This window comes from Microbacterium gorillae (assembly GCF_050990725.1).
Taxonomy (GTDB): domain Bacteria; phylum Actinomycetota; class Actinomycetes; order Actinomycetales; family Microbacteriaceae; genus Microbacterium; species Microbacterium gorillae_A.
The window spans coordinates 3,666,337-3,680,932 of the sequence record NZ_CP158844.1; the positions used below are offsets into that span (position 1 = coordinate 3,666,337).

Consider the following 14,596-nt stretch of genomic DNA (forward strand, 5'->3'; position numbering starts at 1 on the left):
GGTGCCCGACCCAGGAGGTTCCCCATGGCAGGAAAGTTCGAGCTGTACCAGGACAAGGCCGGCGAGTGGCGTTTCCGTCTCAAGGCCGCCAACGGCGAGGTGATCGCCAGCGGCCAGGGCTACGCCTCGAAGTCCGGCGCTCAGGGCGGTATCGAATCCGTCCGCCGCAACGCCGCCGACGCCGAGGTGGTCGAAGTCGACGCCTGACTCTCGGAGAGCACTTCGTCTCGCTCCGCGGTTGCTGAGCAGGCGCCAGCGAGACGAAGTGCGCTCAGGGACTGGGCGCCCGGCGCAGTGGCCGAGCGTCAGACCTCGAAGTCGACGGCGACGCGGCCGGAGACCACGCTGCGCACGTAGGCGACGACCTCCTGGTGCGCCGGGTGGATCTGATACCGCTCCAGCGCCTCACGGTCCGCGAAGTCGGCGACCACCGCGACGTCCCAGTTCTGCTCGTAGAGCGCTTCCGGGCCGGCCGAGATCGAGAGGATCTCCGGCACGACGCCCTCAAGTGCCAGCAGCCGATCCGCGATGCCGCGGGCATGCTCGGCCTTCAGCACGGCGTCCTCGGCAGCGACCTGCCAGGCGACGATGTGACGGATGGTCATGGGTCCTCCGGGGATGAGGGTCAGGAGTGTGCGCGATCGGCGTCCAGCAGCGCGGACTGCAGACGATCCGCCGCCACGCGCCAGTGCGCGTGCAGCGAGTCGTCGATCAGCACCACCGGGATCTTCTCCCACCACAGTTCGTAGAGCGCCGGGTCGTCGAGGATCGACTTCTCCACCACCTCGACGCGGTCGGCAACGTCCTCGGGAAGCTCCGAAAGAACCCGCTCGACGACCCCCTGAGCCACATCACAGAGGTGGCACTCGGGCTTGCCGATGATGGTGAGAGTGGTCACTCTCTCATCCTATGCCGCTGCAGGCATACGGGCTTCGCCGCCCCGGACGATGTGGAGAGTCAGTGCTCGACAGGCTTGCCCATCGCGATCCAAGCACCCGTACCGCCGTCGATGTTGGTCGCGTCGTGGCCCTGCGCCTCGAGGTACTCCACAACGCGTGCCGAGCGGCCGCCGGCCTGGCAGATCACATCGAAGGCGCCGGACGGGAGCTCGTCGAGCCGACCGGTGATCTCCGACATCGGGATGTTGACGGCGCCGGGAACGTGTCCGGCCGCGAACTCGTCGGTCTCCCGCACGTCGATGAGCGGCAGGCCACGACCCTCGAGTTCGGTGATGTCAATGCTCTTCATGGCTGAGGATGCCCTTTCCGTGGAAGGCGAGGAGCGTCTGCATCCCGCCGGAGAGTGTCGCGGAGTCGAACCCGGCCGCCACGAGCTGACGGTGGGCGAGATACGAGCGTACGCCCGACGCACAGTGGATACGCACCGGGCGGCCGGCAGCCACCTCCCGCACCTCGTCGATGCGTTCGCGCAGTTCGGTGTGCGGCACGTGCAGCGATCCCGCGAGGAAGCCGCGAGCGCGCTCATCCGCGCGTCGCACGTCGAGGATCAGAGTGTCCCGCTGCGCCGTCTCCAGATCCCACGGGTACCAGAGCACGGTGGTCCCGGTGAGCACATTGTCGCCCACCAGACCGGCCATCGTGATCGGGTCCTTCGCGCTGCCGTAGGGCGGGGCGTAGGCGAGATCCAGATCGATCAGGTCGTCGACGTGAAGTCCCGCTCGCATCGCCGTCGCGAGGACGTCGATGCGCTTGTCGATGCCGTCGCGGCCCACCGCCTGCGCGCCGAGCAGCGTACCGGTCGCGACATGAGCGTCGTCCGCCGCGAAGTGGATCACAAGGTGCACGGGTTCGGATCCCGGGAAGTAGCCCGCGTGCGACCCGGCGTGCAGGTGCAGCGTGTGGTGCGCGATGCCGGCAGCGAGAAGCTCGGCACGGTTGCGACCGGTCATGGCGACGGCCTGCCCGAACACGCGCACGATCGACGTTCCGAGCGGAGTCGGCTGCGTTCGCGCCGCGCCGGAGGTGAGCATGGCGTCGGCGATCAGCCGGCCGTTGCGATTCGCCGGGCCCGCGAGTGCGGCGACCAGGTCGCCACCCGTGAGCGGATCGGTGACGCTGGTGGCGTCTCCTGCCGCCCACACATCGTCCACCGCGGTCGCGCCGTGCGCATCCACCGCTATGAAGCCCGCCGAGGTCAACGGGACCGCGCCCCGCAGAAAATCGGTGTCCGGACGGGTGCCGGCCGCGATGATCACCGTGCGCGCGGGAAGTCGGGTCCCGTTGCTGAGCAGCACCTCGGCCTGGTCGCCCTGATCCTCGATCGCCGCGACCGTCACCCCCGTGTGGACCGACACGCCACCGCGCTGCAGTTCGCCGGTGACGAGGCTCGCCAGCTCCGGCTCCAGTCGGCTGAGGACGTGCGCGCCGCGCTGGATCACGTGCACGTCGTCCCCACGGAGGCGGAAGGCCTCCACCGCCTCCAGACCGATGTAGCCGCCGCCCACCACGACGACGGGTCCCGTGCCGGCGCGCTCGCGCAGGGCCACGGCGTCCTCCACGGTGCGCAGCAGCGACACCTGCGGTGCGTCGATGCCAGGGATCTCGGGACGCAGCGACGCCGCACCGGGGGCCAGCATCAGTCGGTCGTAGTGCTCGATGCTCTCGCCCGCCGCCGAGCGCACGGTGATCGTGCGAGCGGTGGTGTCGACAGCGACCACATCGTGCCCCACGCGCACATCGATGTCCAGCGCCGCGCGCAGGGACTGCGGTGTCTGCACCAGGAGGGCGTCGCGCTGCTCGATCTCGCCGGAGACGTAGTAGGGCAGACCGCAGTTGGCGAAGCTCGGGTGCAGGCCGCGCTCGAACACCACGATCTCAGCGCTTTCATCCAGCCGACGCGCACGCGCCGCGAAACTCATTCCCGCGGCCACGCCGCCCACCACGAGGATGCGCAGCGGTGCCTTCGTTGACTGATCCATTCGTCCTCCGTGATCTCTGCAGAGAGAAACACGAAGCGCCCGTCCGGAGACAGGCGCTCGGTGTCAGGCCCGCCGGGCCTTGCCGCTTACTTCTTGTTGCGGCGCTGGTGGCGAGTCTTGCGAAGCAGCTTGCGGTGCTTCTTCTTCGCCATGCGCTTGCGGCGCTTCTTGATGACAGAACCCACGGAAACCTCACTAGATCGGGGCTGGGTGAACACGTGCGTTCACCCGGGAACGGGCAGATGAAAAATTGCCTCGCGACAGTCTACAGGACGCCGGGAGTCGACTCGTTCAGCCCACGTCCGAGATGGGTCGCTGCAACAGCTGAGCCACCGCGGATTCGGGCACGCGATAGGAGCGGCCGAACCGAACGGCCGGCAGTTCACCGGCGTGCACCATGCGGTACACGGTCATCTTCGACACGCGCGCGAGCTCGGCGACCTCTGCCACCGTGAGGAAGCGCACATCAGAGTAATCGGACACGAAACCCCTCCTTCCGAACCTGCACAGCCTATGGCTTTCCTGAGAAGGATGTAAACATTCGAGTCCAGCGTGACGCCTGTGGCTCGTGTGAACCCTGGGAATTGTGATCACAGCTCAGACGCTCAGCAGACGCATAGGGCGCTCTGCGCCGCGTTTCAGACCCGTGTCGTTTACTTGTTCACATCGAGGCTCGCAGAAGCACTCGATGACCGGACGGGTGCGATGTTCTCCCCTTTCACAGCACCAATCCGGTCCGATCGCGAAGACACGGGACTGAATTCGCGACATCGGATGGCGAGCCTCGCGGTTGTCGGGACCGATGTGACGGGCGGGTGAGCTGAGCTCCCCGCCCGTCGCCATGTCCGCCGTCGTCAGCGCCCTGTCCGCTTGCGGAACGGCGACGTCACCGCATGAGTGATCGCGGCGGCGGTGCGACCGACGAAGTCCGCCGCGTGCACAGCACCCTCCGGGAGCGCGGCGATCACCTGATCGTCGTGGGCGTCGATGAACGGCATCAGCCAGTCCTCGATCGCCTCCATCGGCACGATGTCGAGGCTGTAGAAGCGGTGCTGGCCCTCCTCGCGGACGGTGACCAGCCCCGCGTCGCGCAGGACCTTGAGGTGCTTCGACACGGTGGGCTGGCTGATCCCGAGGTCAGCGACGATCTGGGAGACGCTCGTTCCGTCGTATCCGGGGGCGTCTGATCGGTCCAACAACAGTCGGAGAATCTCTCTCCTGGTGCTGTCGGCGATCACGTCGAAGATGTCGGCCATGTGTTTAGGGTAGTCAGGACCAGACCGGAGTACCATGACGGACGGCCGGAATCGGGAAGAGGGAGCCAGATGCCACGCGTGTCCGCACGTCGGCTGATACCTCAGGAGCCGGGATCATGGATCCAGCGACTGGGCGTGAAGTTGCGCGACACCACCACGGAATCGCCTGCTCGATTCGCCGTCGTGATCTTCGTCTCGCTCATCGCGCTGTTCACCGTGCTGTTCTCGCTGCCCGCCGCCAGCGCCGACGGCCAGCAGACGTCTCTCGCAGACGCCCTCTTCACCGCCGTCTCCACGATCTGCGTGACGGGTCTGGCGACGGTGGACATGGACTCACACTGGTCGCCCTTCGGCAACGCGCTGGTGTTCATCGGCGTGCAGGTCGGTGCGCTCGGCGTGCTGACGCTCGCGTCGATCCTGGGTCTGGTGATCTCCAAGCGCCTCGGACTGCGCGCGAAGCTCATCGCCGCCGGTGACAGCAATCCGCTGCGTGTGCACGGTGGCCCCGTGAACGAGGGGCAGACCGTGCGTCTGGGCGAAGTCGGCTCACTGCTGCTCACGGTGGCGGTCTCCACTCTCATCATCGAGGTGAGTCTGGCCGTCATCCTGTACCCCCTGCTGGTGATCGCGGGAGTCGATCCGCTGATCGCACTGTGGGAGGCGCCGTACTACGGCGCGATGGCGTTCACGAACACCGGCTTCACCCCGAACGCCGGTGGTCTGGCGCCGTTCGCCGACGACCATGCGATCCTCTTCGTGCTGATGCTCGGCGTCTTCCTCGGCTCGATCGGCTTCCCTGTGATCTTCACCCTCGCCAAGCAGCGCTGGCACTACCGCCAGTGGTCGCTGCACGCGAAGCTGACACTGATCACCACGGTGATCCTGTTCTTCGCCGGCGCGGCCATGTTCCTGATTCTGGAGTACGACAACCCCGCCACCTTCGGGTCGATGGATGCCGGAAACACCACGTTCCAGGCGTTCTTCATGTCGGCGATGACACGTTCGGGTGGCTTCTCCGTGGTGGACCAGGCCGACTTGCACGGATCGTCGCTCCTCGTCGCCTCGATGCTGATGTTCGTCGGCGGTGGCTCCGCCTCCACCGCCGGTGGCATCAAGGTGACCACGCTTGCGGTGCTCGCCCTCGCGGTGTTCTCCGAGGCCAAGGGACGCCCGAGTGTGCAGGCTTTCGGCCGTCGCATCCCCTCCGACGTGCAGCGCGTGGCTCTGTCGGTCGTGGCCTGGGGTGCGACCATCGTCGCCGCCTCCACGATCATCCTCACCCAGATCACGAAGGCACCCGTCGAGCACGTGCTGTTCGACGTGATCTCCGGATTCGCGACGGTGGGGCTGTCCACCGGCATCGCGGAGAACCTCCCCGACGCCGGCGTGTACGTCCTCGCGGCCACCATGTTCATGGGCCGCGTTGGTACAGTGACTCTCGCCGCGGCGGTCGCCGCGTCATCGAAGACGCAGCTGTACTCGCTGCCCGTGGAAAGGCCCATCGTTGGTTGAACGGATCCGGAGCGACGCTCCCGTCCTCGTGATCGGCCTCGGCCGCTTCGGCGCCGCCTGTGCCGGTGAGCTGGACCGACTGGATCGTGAAGTGCTCGCCATCGACGACAACCTCGAGCTGGTGCAGAAGTGGTCCGAGCGGGTCACCCACGCCGTGCAGACCGACGCGCGCAACCTCGAGGCGCTGAAGCAGATCGGCGCCCAGGACTTCCAGGTGGCCGTCGTCGCGGTCGGCTCCTCCATCGAGGCCTCGGTGCTCATCACCGCCAACCTGGTCGACCTCAAGGTGCCGCAGATCTGGGCGAAGGCGGTCTCCCAGGCGCACGGCAAGATCCTCGCCCGCGTCGGCGCGAACCACGTGATCTACCCGGAGCGCGAGGCCGGCGAGCGCGTCGCGCACCTGGTGTCGGGTCGCATGCTCGACTTCATCCGCTTCGATGACGACTTCGTGCTGGCCAAGATGTACCCGCCGCGCTTCATCCGTGGTGTGCCCCTCATGGAGTCGGGCGTCCGCAGCAAATACAACGTGACGGTGGTGGGCGTGAAGAGCCCCGGCAAGCCGTTCCGTTACGCCGAGGCGGCCACCGTGGTCACCAACCACGACCTGATCATCGTGTCGGGCACCAACTCGGACATCGAGCGGTTCGCGGGCCTGGACCGCTGATCCGGCCCTGCGCTCGGAATCGACACCCGCGCACCCCGAACCGAGACCTCGCCCCGGAACAGCGGCTCCCGGGCCCGGCTCAAGCCCCGGCCGCGAGCTCCTTCGCGCGCGCCAGCGCGGCATCCGTCGCACGGACGAACACGTCGTCGAGGTGCGCCTCCTGCAGCACCCCGATCGCCCGCTCGGTGGTGCCCTTCGGGCTGGTGACCCGACGGCGCAGCTCGGCGGGATCCTCGCCCGTCGCATCCAGCAGCGCTGCAGCGCCGATGAACGTCTGCTCGGCCATCACGCGGGCGTCGGCGTCGCTGAAGCCCTTGCCGATGGCCGCCTTCGTGAACTCCTCGATGAGCAGGAAGACGTAGGCGGGTCCGGATCCGGAGATCGTCGACAGCGGGTCGATGCCCGCCTCATCGGTCTCGATGACGGTGCCGACGTACTCGAACAGGCGACGGACCGCCGCGATGTCCTCGGCCGTCGCGTGTGCGTTGGCCGCGATACCCGTGACGGCCTTGCCGACCACTGCGGGTGTGTTGGGCATGGCGCGGAGGATCCGACGAGTGCCGCCGAGCGCCGCCTCCATCGTGGCGATCGTGGTGCCGGCCGCGAGACTCACGATCACGGCGTCGGCGTTCAGATCATCGGCGATCTCGCGAAGGAGGTCGGCGACCATCGCCGGCTTCACCCCGACCACGACGATCTGTGCACCGCGTGCGGCCTCACGGTTGCCGTCGGGCTGGTCCGCGAGTGCGATCGAATGCACGCCCTCGAGCTCCGCGAGCGCGGACGCCTTCTCCGCGGTGCGGTTGGTGACGCTGATGCCGCGCACGCCGCCGGCGACGAGCCCCTGGAGGATCGCACCGCCCATGGAGCCGGCTCCGAGGATCGCGATGGACTGGGACGACACCGGTGCGCTCATCCCGTCATCCTACGTCCGCCCAGCCCTGCGGGCCGGGCGCGAACGCAGGATCCAGCGCCCGCTGCATGAGGCTTTCGCTCGATCGCTCATGCATTCGCCGCATGCTCCTGTGCTCGCGACCCGCAGCCGATGCACCCCGACCGTCCAGGTGTCGTGCATATCATCGGAGGACCGATGGCAATCGCGCAGTGGAGCGCGGCGAGCAAAGGAAGATCATGACCCTCTTCGACGGAATCACAGCTCGAGTGGTGCAGACGCCCCGCCTGGCCGTCGGAGTGCTTGAGCGCAACGGCGATGCCGTGGACGCACCGGCGGATCGCACGATCGTGTTCGTCCACAACGTGGTCGGATCTGCCGAGATGTGGCAGAAGACGATGCTCGCCCTGCCCCGCGACCTCCGGCTCATCGCCGTAGACCTGCGCGGCCACGGACGCTCGGAGCGACGGGGTGTGGACGCCACGCGCGGCGTTCGCGACTTCGCGGACGACCTGCACGAGACGCTGAAGGCGCTGGAGCTTGACGCGGCGCACCTGGTGGGCTGGGGACTGGGCGGCGGCGTCGTGCTGCAGTACGCGCTGGATCACCCGGTGCTGTCTCTGACACTGGAGTCGCCCGTCTCCCCCTATGGCTTCGGCGGCACGCGGCGCGACGGCTCGCTCATCAACGAGGACGCCGCGGGAACCGGGGCCGGCGTGGCTGATCCGGAGTTCGTCGCGCGCATCGCCGAGGAGGATGAGACGGCCGAGGTGCCGAGCTCACCGCGTTCGGTGTTCCGCTCCGTGTTCCTCGCCACCGGCTACGTCTCGCGCAACGAGGATGTCTGGGTCGAGTCGATGCTCACCACGGCTGTGGGAGACGACGCCTTCCCGGGCGGCACGACCACATCGCCCTCCTGGCCCGGTTTCGCCCCCGGCACCACGGGTGTGCTGAACGCGCTGTCGCCGCGCTACTTCGACGTCTCCGCCATCGTGGATCTGCCGCAGAAACCACCGATCCTCTGGGTGCACGGCGGTCGCGACATCATCATCTCCGACGAATCCGCCTTCGACTCCAACGTGCGCGGACGTCGTGGCGAGCTCGACGGCTGGCCCGGTGAGGACGCTGCTCCGCCGCAGCCGATGGTGACGCAGACGAAGGATGTGCTCGACGCGTACACGGCGGCCGGCGGTCACGTGCTCGATGCCCTCTTCCCCGGGGTGGGGCACTGCCCGCACCTGGAGGAGCCGGAGGACTTCCGTGCGGCGCTGCTGTCGCGCATCGACTACGTTCCCGTGGGCGGCCCGCCCACGGAGGTCATCGTCCTGAAGTCCGCGGACTGAGTCGTCTCGGGGCGCGGCCCGATAGAATCGCTGGGTCGCCGCACGACCGCGCGGCGTTCGAGGGGGATTCATGTCCGTTGGTCTGCTGGCAGTCGTCGATGACATTCTGAGTGCGGCCCTGAAAGCATCCGCGAAGTCGGCGGGCGTCGTGATCGACGATGCCGCTGTCACCCCGCAGTACGTGCAGGGCATCACGCCGGCGCGCGAGCTGCCGGTGGTGGGGAAGATCGCGCTGGGTTCGATCGCGAACAAGTTCGTGGTGATCATCCCGATCGCGCTGCTGCTCACCCAGTTCGCGCCGTGGATCCTGCCCTGGCTGCTGATCATCGGCGGTGCGTTCCTCTGCTTCGAGGGGGCCGAGAAGGTCCTGGAGTGGTTCGGTGTGGGTCACCACGGTGACGAACACGGCGAGGACCGCAACGAGAACAAGCTGGTGTGGGGCGCGATCCGCACCGACCTCATCCTCTCCACCGAGATCATGCTGATCTCGCTGTCGAACCTCCCCGACGACCTCGACTTCTGGATGCGGTTGGCGGCGCTGGTCGTGATCGCGCTCCTGATGACCGGTGTCGTCTACGGCGCCGTCGCGCTGCTGGTCAAGCTGGACGACATCGGCCTGCGGATGGTGCGCAGCGACGAGAAGCGCGTCCGTCACACGGGAACGCGCATCGTCCGCTCCATGCCGGCGGTGTTCCGCGTGATCAGCATCATCGGCACGGTCGCGATGCTCTGGGTGGGTGGCCACCTCGTGGTCGTGAACCTGGGCGAGGTGGGCTTCCACCCGCCGGCCGATCTGCTGCACGCGGTCGAGCACGCGCTGGCCCCGCTCGGCGGGGTGATCGTGTGGATCGTCGACACCGCCATCTCCGCCGTCGCCGGACTCCTGGTGGGTCTCGTCATCGTCGGCGTGGTGATGCTGATTCGTCGCCTCACCGGGCGAGGTTCCACGTTGCCGTCGGTGGGTGAGGATCCGGATCTGGCGCGTGCCTCCGGGCACTGAGATGTTGACGACGCCGGCCGAAGACGCCGCCATGGTGCACGCCCTGGCTCTCGCGTCCGAGGCTGCCGCAGCCGGCGAGATTCCCGTCGGCGCCGTGGTGCTGAATGCGGACGGCGAGATCCTCGGCGTCGGGCGCAACGACCGCGAGGAGACCGCCGATCCCACCGGCCACGCGGAGGTCGTCGCGATGCGTGCTGCAGCGCAGACCATCGGCTCCTGGAACCTGCAGGACACCACGCTGGTGGTCACGATGGAGCCCTGCGTGATGTGCGCGGGCACCGCGTTGCAGGCGCGTGTCTCGCGCGTGGTGTTCGGCGCCTGGGATGACAAAGCGGGCGCAGCGGGGTCCGTCTACGATGTGCTGCGTGACCGACGCCTGCCCGTGCGCGCCGAAGTGGTGGGTGGCGTCCGTGCCGAGGACGCCGTGGCGCTGCTGCAGGACTTCTTCCGCGGCCGTCGGTGATCCCCGCCAATCGCACAGCGTGAGGCGGGGCGAGCGGATATTCTGTACCTCATGCGTGTTCACGTCGCCGATCACCCTTTGATCACCCACAAGCTCACGGTGCTGCGTGACAAGAACACGCCATCGCCCGTGTTCCGTCAGCTCACCAGTGAGCTGATGACGCTGCTGGCCTACGAGGCCACACGAAACGTCCGCGTCACCCCCTACGAGATCCAGACTCCGGTCACCACGACCACGGGTGTGCGCATCTCGGAGCCGCGACCACTCATCGTGCCGATCCTGCGCGCCGGCCTCGGCATGCTCGAAGGCATGACCACGATGCTCCCGACCGCGGAGGTCGGGTTCCTCGGCATGGCGCGCAACGAGGAGACCCTCGAGCCGCAGACCTACGCCGAGCGTCTTCCCGAGGACCTGAGCGCCCGCCAGTGCTTCGTCCTCGATCCGATGCTGGCCACCGGCGGATCGCTCGGCGCGGCCATCGAGTTCCTGTTCCAGCGGGGTGCGCAGGACGTTACCGCGGTCTGCATCCTGGGCGCCCCGGAGGGCCTTGCGGCCATCGAGAAGCAGGTCGACGGTCGCGACGTCACGCTCGTGCTCGGTGCGTTGGACGAGCGTCTCGATGAGAACGGCTACATCGTCCCCGGCCTCGGCGACGCAGGAGACCGTCTCTACGGCACGGTCTGATCACCGATCTCTTACGCGAATCGCCCCGCTGCGTCAGCGGGGCGATTCGCGTTGACGGGGGGCTCACTCGGACGGGATCAGCGCCCACGCCACGACGTACGCGAGGAGCGGAACGCCCAGCAGCACGGTGAAGATGCGAACGAGGGTGACACTGATGTTGAAGTGCTCGGCCAGCCCGAGACAGACGCCGGCGATCCATCGGCCGTCGCGCGGTCGTCGCCGCCTCAGCGGTCAGTCATCCCCCGGCTCGGCGCCGACCATGCGCGCGAAGGCGGAAAGGCGCGCGACACCCGCCGGTGTACGGGGAAGATCGTCGAGCAGCCCCGGCGCGTATAGGACGTAGGCCGCGACCTGCGCGCGGGAGATCGCCACGTTGAGGCGATTCTCGAGCAGGAGGAACTCCAGGCCCCGCGGTGCGTCACGGGCGCTTGAGGCGGCCAGCGAGACGATCGCCACGGCTGCTTCCTGCCCCTGGAACTTGTCCACCGTGCCGACGGGTGTCTCGGCGAAGCCCGCAGCGACGAGCGCCTCGTGCACGGTCTGCTGCTGGGCGTTGTAGGGGGTGACCACGATGATGTCGGACGCGTCGATCGGACGCACGGCAGCACCCTCGCCCGGATTGAACGCGCGGCCGATCAGATCCCGGACGAGTTCCACCACGCGCGCCGCCTCCGCCTCGCTGTGCGACGTGTTGCCCCGGTGATCCACGGTGACGGCGTGCACGCCGGGCTCGATCCCCTCGATCGTGCGCTCGAGTGCGGCGGCGGCTGCGGTGAGCCTGCCCTCGTAGGACAGCTCGGACACCACATCCGCGACTTCGGGTCGCATCCGCCAGGTGTGTTCGAGGAAGTAGCCGAACTCGGGGCGGATGACGTCGTCGCCGTCCATCACCCACCCCAGCGCCGAGGTGTCCACCGGCTCGGGATGCGTACCCTGGCTCACCTGCGGCAGCTGCTGCGGGTCGCCCAGGAGCAGGAGATCGCGTGCTGCCACGGAGGTCGCGATGGTGTTGGCGAGGGAGTACTGACCCGCCTCGTCGATCACCAGCAGATCCAGGCTTCCCGGAGGCACGCGGCGTCCATTGCAGAAGTCCCACGCGGTACCGCCGAGCACGAAGCCCTCGCGATCGAACTCCTCGCGGAACTGTCCGATGGCGTCACGCTGGATGGGGGTGAATCGCTCGTCTTCGGCGTCCTTGTCGGCGGTCGCCTTCCCGACCCGCTCGATGGGGAGACCCGCCTGGACCACGCGGGTCAGCAGGTTCTCCACCACCGCGTGCGACTGTGCCACCACACCGATGCGGTAGCCATGATCGGCCACGAGTCGCGCGATCACGTGCGAGCCGACGAACGTCTTCCCGGTGCCGGGAGGACCCTGCACCGCGACGTAGCTCGAGTCGAGATCGCGCACGCTGGCGACGATGGCCGACACGTCGTCTCCCGCGGACGGAGTGAGGCGTCCGGATCGGGTGCGTGGCGGGCGCCGCAGCAGGATATCGGCGGCCGCATCACGCGGTAGCGCCGGTGCGGTGCGCAGCACACCGTCGGCCCAGAGGTCGATGCGCTCCTGGATGTTCTTGGTGGACGGCGGCGGGCCGGGGACCACCGCGATCGGCGCACGCTCCCACTCGACCTCCGGCATTCCCCGTTCGGCGATGAGGAGGCCGTCGTCACGCACCTCGATGATTCGTGCGGGGACGGGCACGTTGATCCACCGCGACGACTTCAGCGCCGGGAACGGGACCGGACGCTCGTAGACGGTGAACACCTCGGCGCCCTCACGCAGGCTGGAGCCCGGGGCGATCTCGCCACGCAGCATCAGTTCGCGCTGTGGCGAATGCGCTCGCTCGGGCAGGTACCACGGCTGGGAGACGTAGGAGCGGGCGATGTCCACCGTCAGGACATCCCGACCCTGGTTCCAGCTGGAGAGCGGCTCGCGCAGGCGGAGGTAGTGCCCTGCCCAGAATGCCCGGCTCTCGCGCGGGTGATAGTCGATGGCGGCGGCGGCCAGGCGTAGAGCGGTCTCCTCGGGTGTGCGCTCCGCGCCCGGCGTGCGGGCGGCAAGCGCCTCGGCATCGTGCAGCAGCGCGGTGGAGCGCTCGGACGGGTGGTAGGCGTTGGTCTCCGCTTCGATCTGCTGGCCCGGTTCCACGCCGGCTTCGGCCGCGCGGACGCGCAGCCAGTCCCGGAGACGTCGGGTGGAGACGCAGTCGTACCGGTTGTAGTCGGCGAGGTCGTCGAGGATCTCCTGTGCCGCAGCCTCATGCCCGTCGGCCGCGAGTGCGCGTGCCTCGACGTACCGCTCGATCGATTCGTCGCCCTTCTGCACCTCCGCCGTGCGGACCTCGTCACCCATGTACAGCGGTTCGAGCTTCTTGATGGAGTACGAGCGCGACCCCACCCGTACGGCGCGCTTGATGATCGGGTACAGGTCCACGAAGACGCCCTCGGCGAGCAGCCGGTCGACCTCGGACTCGCCGAACCCGTGACGCGCCGCCATGGCCGCGAGGTGCGTGGGCTCATACGGCGCGTAGTGGTAGATGTGCATCTGCGGGTGCTGCGAGCGCAGCAGCGACACCGTCCGCAGGAACGTCTCCAGCGCCGTCCGCTCGGCGGCGAAGTCGTGCGCCCAGATCGCGGAATACGTCTCGCTGTCGTCCACCCAGCCGAACAGGTAGTCGAGCCCCCACTGCTCCCCCGCGCCCTCGGTGTAGAGCGGATCGCCCTCGAAGTCGAAGAAGATGTCTCCGGGGTCGGCGGGAGGCAGAATCGCGAGGGCGGAGGGCAGGATGACCTCGCAGGTGGGCACCGGATGCGCGGGCGCGTCCACTCCCGCGACGGGCACGCCCGCGGGGCTCGCCAGCTGCAGCTGGGCCTGGATTCGCAGCGCATGGAACACGTCGGCCGCGATGTCCTCGGGGGCGGTATCGGCCACCGCCAGATCATCGATCGTGAGGATCCCGGCGGCGCGAAGGCGGCGGCGCTGCTGCGGGCGCATGCCAGCGACCAGCAGAAGGTCGCGATGCGCGATGGACTCCGACTCACAGGTGGCGCAGCGACCACACGCGATGAGGCCGAGATCTCCCCGCTCATCGGCCCACGCGACGGCATCGACCGCGGCGCCGGCGGACACCTGCCGGTCGGCGATGAGGGCCCGCAGCCGCTCACGACGCAGCCGGAACACGGGGCGGATGTCGTCGATGCGGTGCGTGCTGATCTCTCCCGTCCCCAGGATCAGCTCGACCGTGGGGGCGATGGGAACGCCTTCGGCCTCCAGTCGGTCCACGTAAGCCACCAGCTGCATCAGCGCGGTGACGCGCGCGCTACGCGCGAGCTTGGTGTCCTGTACCAGCCATCCGTCGGGGGTGCGGACGATGAAGTCGGCGAATCCGATGAAGTCGGCAGCGGTGAATGCACCCTGGTACACCACCTGTGCGTCCGAGCCGCGCAGTGCTTCCAGCGTGCGGGCGAAGGCAAGCTCTCGATCCTCGGCCCCGCCCTGACTGACATCGTCGATCTCCACCACGGCGCCGGGAAAGCGACGGTGGTAGTCGGCCAGCACGCGCTTCTCATGCTCCAGACCGAGATCGATCGCGCGCCGCATCATGGCGTCTTCCGGCTCTTCGACGGCCTCGATGCGCCCGAGCTTCGCGTCGATGCCACGCACCCAGGCGAATTCGCAGTCGGCAGCCTTCTTCAGATCGGTCGCGCTCCAGATGACCCGGCCGCCATCAGCAATTCGCATGTTTCCTCCTGCTTCAGACGCTACCGCGGGCCACCGACGTTGAAGCGTTCCGGTGGCCCTGGCAGCGCCGCGAGGAGTCACGCAGAGCTTCGCGAGCGCC

At 68.3% G+C, this 14,596-nt stretch carries 17 protein-coding genes; 7 read left to right on the top strand and 10 right to left on the bottom strand.

The window, feature by feature from the left end; translation table 11 throughout:
* The first annotated feature begins 24 nt into the window (after positions 1–24).
* The gene (locus tag ABTV68_RS17015; RefSeq protein ID WP_433674877.1) at positions 25–207 is read left to right on the top strand and encodes a YegP family protein; all 183 of its coding nucleotides are present in this window, start codon (positions 25–27) and stop codon (positions 205–207) included.
* Between the two features lie 98 nt (positions 208–305).
* On the opposite strand, the gene ABTV68_RS17020 is transcribed toward ABTV68_RS17015, so the two are convergent.
* The 7 genes from ABTV68_RS17020 to ABTV68_RS17050 form a co-directional block, all read right to left on the bottom strand.
* The gene (locus ABTV68_RS17020) at positions 306–605 is read right to left on the bottom strand and encodes a Dabb family protein (protein ID WP_433674878.1); all 300 of its coding nucleotides are present in this window, start codon (positions 603–605) and stop codon (positions 306–308) included.
* Positions 606–625: 20 nt separating this feature from the next.
* A complete protein-coding gene (locus ABTV68_RS17025; RefSeq protein ID WP_433674879.1) occupies positions 626–898 on the bottom strand; it encodes a glutaredoxin family protein in 273 nt (90 codons plus the stop codon).
* A gap of 59 nt (positions 899–957) precedes the next feature.
* On the bottom strand, positions 958–1,248 hold the full coding sequence (locus tag ABTV68_RS17030; protein ID WP_231091618.1) for a rhodanese-like domain-containing protein: 291 nt from the start codon (positions 1,246–1,248) through the stop codon (positions 958–960).
* Complete coding sequence (locus ABTV68_RS17035; protein ID WP_433674880.1) at positions 1,235–2,938, bottom strand: FAD-dependent oxidoreductase; 1,704 nt, start codon at positions 2,936–2,938, stop codon at positions 1,235–1,237. Before ABTV68_RS17035 ends, ABTV68_RS17030 begins: the two co-directional genes overlap by 14 nt.
* A gap of 86 nt (positions 2,939–3,024) precedes the next feature.
* The gene (locus tag ABTV68_RS17040; RefSeq protein ID WP_003792170.1) at positions 3,025–3,123 is read right to left on the bottom strand and encodes a 30S ribosomal protein bS22; all 99 of its coding nucleotides are present in this window, start codon (positions 3,121–3,123) and stop codon (positions 3,025–3,027) included.
* A 106-nt stretch (positions 3,124–3,229) separates the two neighbouring features.
* Positions 3,230–3,421: a helix-turn-helix domain-containing protein gene (locus ABTV68_RS17045; protein ID WP_231091616.1), complete on the bottom strand. Its 192-nt coding sequence runs from the start codon at positions 3,419–3,421 to the stop codon at positions 3,230–3,232.
* A 371-nt stretch (positions 3,422–3,792) separates the two neighbouring features.
* Positions 3,793–4,194 (bottom strand): ArsR/SmtB family transcription factor, encoded by a 402-nt coding sequence (locus ABTV68_RS17050; RefSeq protein ID WP_433674881.1) that lies wholly within the window; start codon positions 4,192–4,194, stop codon positions 3,793–3,795.
* 69 nt (positions 4,195–4,263) lie between these two features.
* Here ABTV68_RS17050 and ABTV68_RS17055 point away from each other — a divergent pair, with 69 nt between their 5' ends.
* Together ABTV68_RS17055 and ABTV68_RS17060 are read left to right on the top strand one after the other, a co-directional pair.
* Positions 4,264–5,706, top strand: coding sequence for a TrkH family potassium uptake protein (locus ABTV68_RS17055; RefSeq protein ID WP_433674882.1), 1,443 nt, complete (start codon positions 4,264–4,266; stop codon positions 5,704–5,706).
* Entirely contained in the window at positions 5,699–6,370 is a 672-nt protein-coding gene (locus ABTV68_RS17060; protein ID WP_231091613.1) for a potassium channel family protein, read from the top strand. Before ABTV68_RS17055 ends, ABTV68_RS17060 begins: the two co-directional genes overlap by 8 nt.
* A gap of 79 nt (positions 6,371–6,449) precedes the next feature.
* On the opposite strand, the gene proC is transcribed toward ABTV68_RS17060, so the two are convergent.
* Entirely contained in the window at positions 6,450–7,286 is an 837-nt protein-coding gene (gene proC / locus ABTV68_RS17065; protein ID WP_433674883.1) for a pyrroline-5-carboxylate reductase, read from the bottom strand.
* A 215-nt stretch (positions 7,287–7,501) separates the two neighbouring features.
* Between proC and ABTV68_RS17070 the strand changes: the two genes are divergently transcribed.
* From ABTV68_RS17070 to upp, 4 genes are all read left to right on the top strand, one after another.
* Positions 7,502–8,605 carry an alpha/beta fold hydrolase gene (locus ABTV68_RS17070; protein WP_433674884.1) on the top strand — a complete coding sequence of 368 codons (1,104 nt, stop codon included), beginning with the start codon at positions 7,502–7,504 and terminating at the stop codon, positions 8,603–8,605.
* Positions 8,606–8,675: 70 nt separating this feature from the next.
* Positions 8,676–9,605 carry a DUF808 domain-containing protein gene (locus ABTV68_RS17075; RefSeq protein WP_433674885.1) on the top strand — a complete coding sequence of 310 codons (930 nt, stop codon included), beginning with the start codon at positions 8,676–8,678 and terminating at the stop codon, positions 9,603–9,605.
* A gap of 31 nt (positions 9,606–9,636) precedes the next feature.
* Positions 9,637–10,068 (top strand): nucleoside deaminase, encoded by a 432-nt coding sequence (locus ABTV68_RS17080; protein ID WP_433677636.1) that lies wholly within the window; start codon positions 9,637–9,639, stop codon positions 10,066–10,068.
* A 51-nt stretch (positions 10,069–10,119) separates the two neighbouring features.
* On the top strand, positions 10,120–10,752 hold the full coding sequence (gene upp, locus ABTV68_RS17085; protein WP_433674886.1) for a uracil phosphoribosyltransferase: 633 nt from the start codon (positions 10,120–10,122) through the stop codon (positions 10,750–10,752).
* A 63-nt stretch (positions 10,753–10,815) separates the two neighbouring features.
* Here upp and ABTV68_RS17090 read toward each other — a convergent pair whose 3' ends face one another.
* Positions 10,816–10,980, bottom strand: a complete 165-nt coding sequence (locus ABTV68_RS17090; protein WP_433677637.1) for a PspC domain-containing protein — start codon at positions 10,978–10,980, stop codon at positions 10,816–10,818.
* Positions 10,981–10,983: 3 nt separating this feature from the next.
* Positions 10,984–14,496 (bottom strand): TM0106 family RecB-like putative nuclease, encoded by a 3,513-nt coding sequence (locus ABTV68_RS17095; RefSeq protein ID WP_433674887.1) that lies wholly within the window; start codon positions 14,494–14,496, stop codon positions 10,984–10,986.
* Positions 14,497–14,596: the final 100 nt, after the last annotated feature.

What these genes read in the sequence shown, in the direction of transcription:
- ABTV68_RS17015 (WP_433674877.1), top strand. Translation starts at nt 25, where the DNA reads ATGGCAGGAAAGTTCGAGCTGTACCAGGACAAGGCCGGCGAGTGGCGT.
- ABTV68_RS17020 (WP_433674878.1), bottom strand. Translation starts at nt 605, where the DNA reads ATGACCATCCGTCACATCGTCGCCTGGCAGGTCGCTGCCGAGGACGCC.
- ABTV68_RS17030 (WP_231091618.1), bottom strand. Translation starts at nt 1,248, where the DNA reads ATGAAGAGCATTGACATCACCGAACTCGAGGGTCGTGGCCTGCCGCTC.
- ABTV68_RS17035 (WP_433674880.1), bottom strand. Translation starts at nt 2,938, where the DNA reads ATGGATCAGTCAACGAAGGCACCGCTGCGCATCCTCGTGGTGGGCGGC.
- ABTV68_RS17050 (WP_433674881.1), bottom strand. Translation starts at nt 4,194, where the DNA reads ATGGCCGACATCTTCGACGTGATCGCCGACAGCACCAGGAGAGAGATT.
- ABTV68_RS17055 (WP_433674882.1), top strand. Translation starts at nt 4,264, where the DNA reads ATGCCACGCGTGTCCGCACGTCGGCTGATACCTCAGGAGCCGGGATCA.
- proC (WP_433674883.1), bottom strand. Translation starts at nt 7,286, where the DNA reads ATGAGCGCACCGGTGTCGTCCCAGTCCATCGCGATCCTCGGAGCCGGC.
- ABTV68_RS17070 (WP_433674884.1), top strand. Translation starts at nt 7,502, where the DNA reads ATGACCCTCTTCGACGGAATCACAGCTCGAGTGGTGCAGACGCCCCGC.
- ABTV68_RS17075 (WP_433674885.1), top strand. Translation starts at nt 8,676, where the DNA reads ATGTCCGTTGGTCTGCTGGCAGTCGTCGATGACATTCTGAGTGCGGCC.
- ABTV68_RS17080 (WP_433677636.1), top strand. Translation starts at nt 9,637, where the DNA reads ATGGTGCACGCCCTGGCTCTCGCGTCCGAGGCTGCCGCAGCCGGCGAG.
- upp (WP_433674886.1), top strand. Translation starts at nt 10,120, where the DNA reads ATGCGTGTTCACGTCGCCGATCACCCTTTGATCACCCACAAGCTCACG.
- ABTV68_RS17095 (WP_433674887.1), bottom strand. Translation starts at nt 14,496, where the DNA reads ATGCGAATTGCTGATGGCGGCCGGGTCATCTGGAGCGCGACCGATCTG.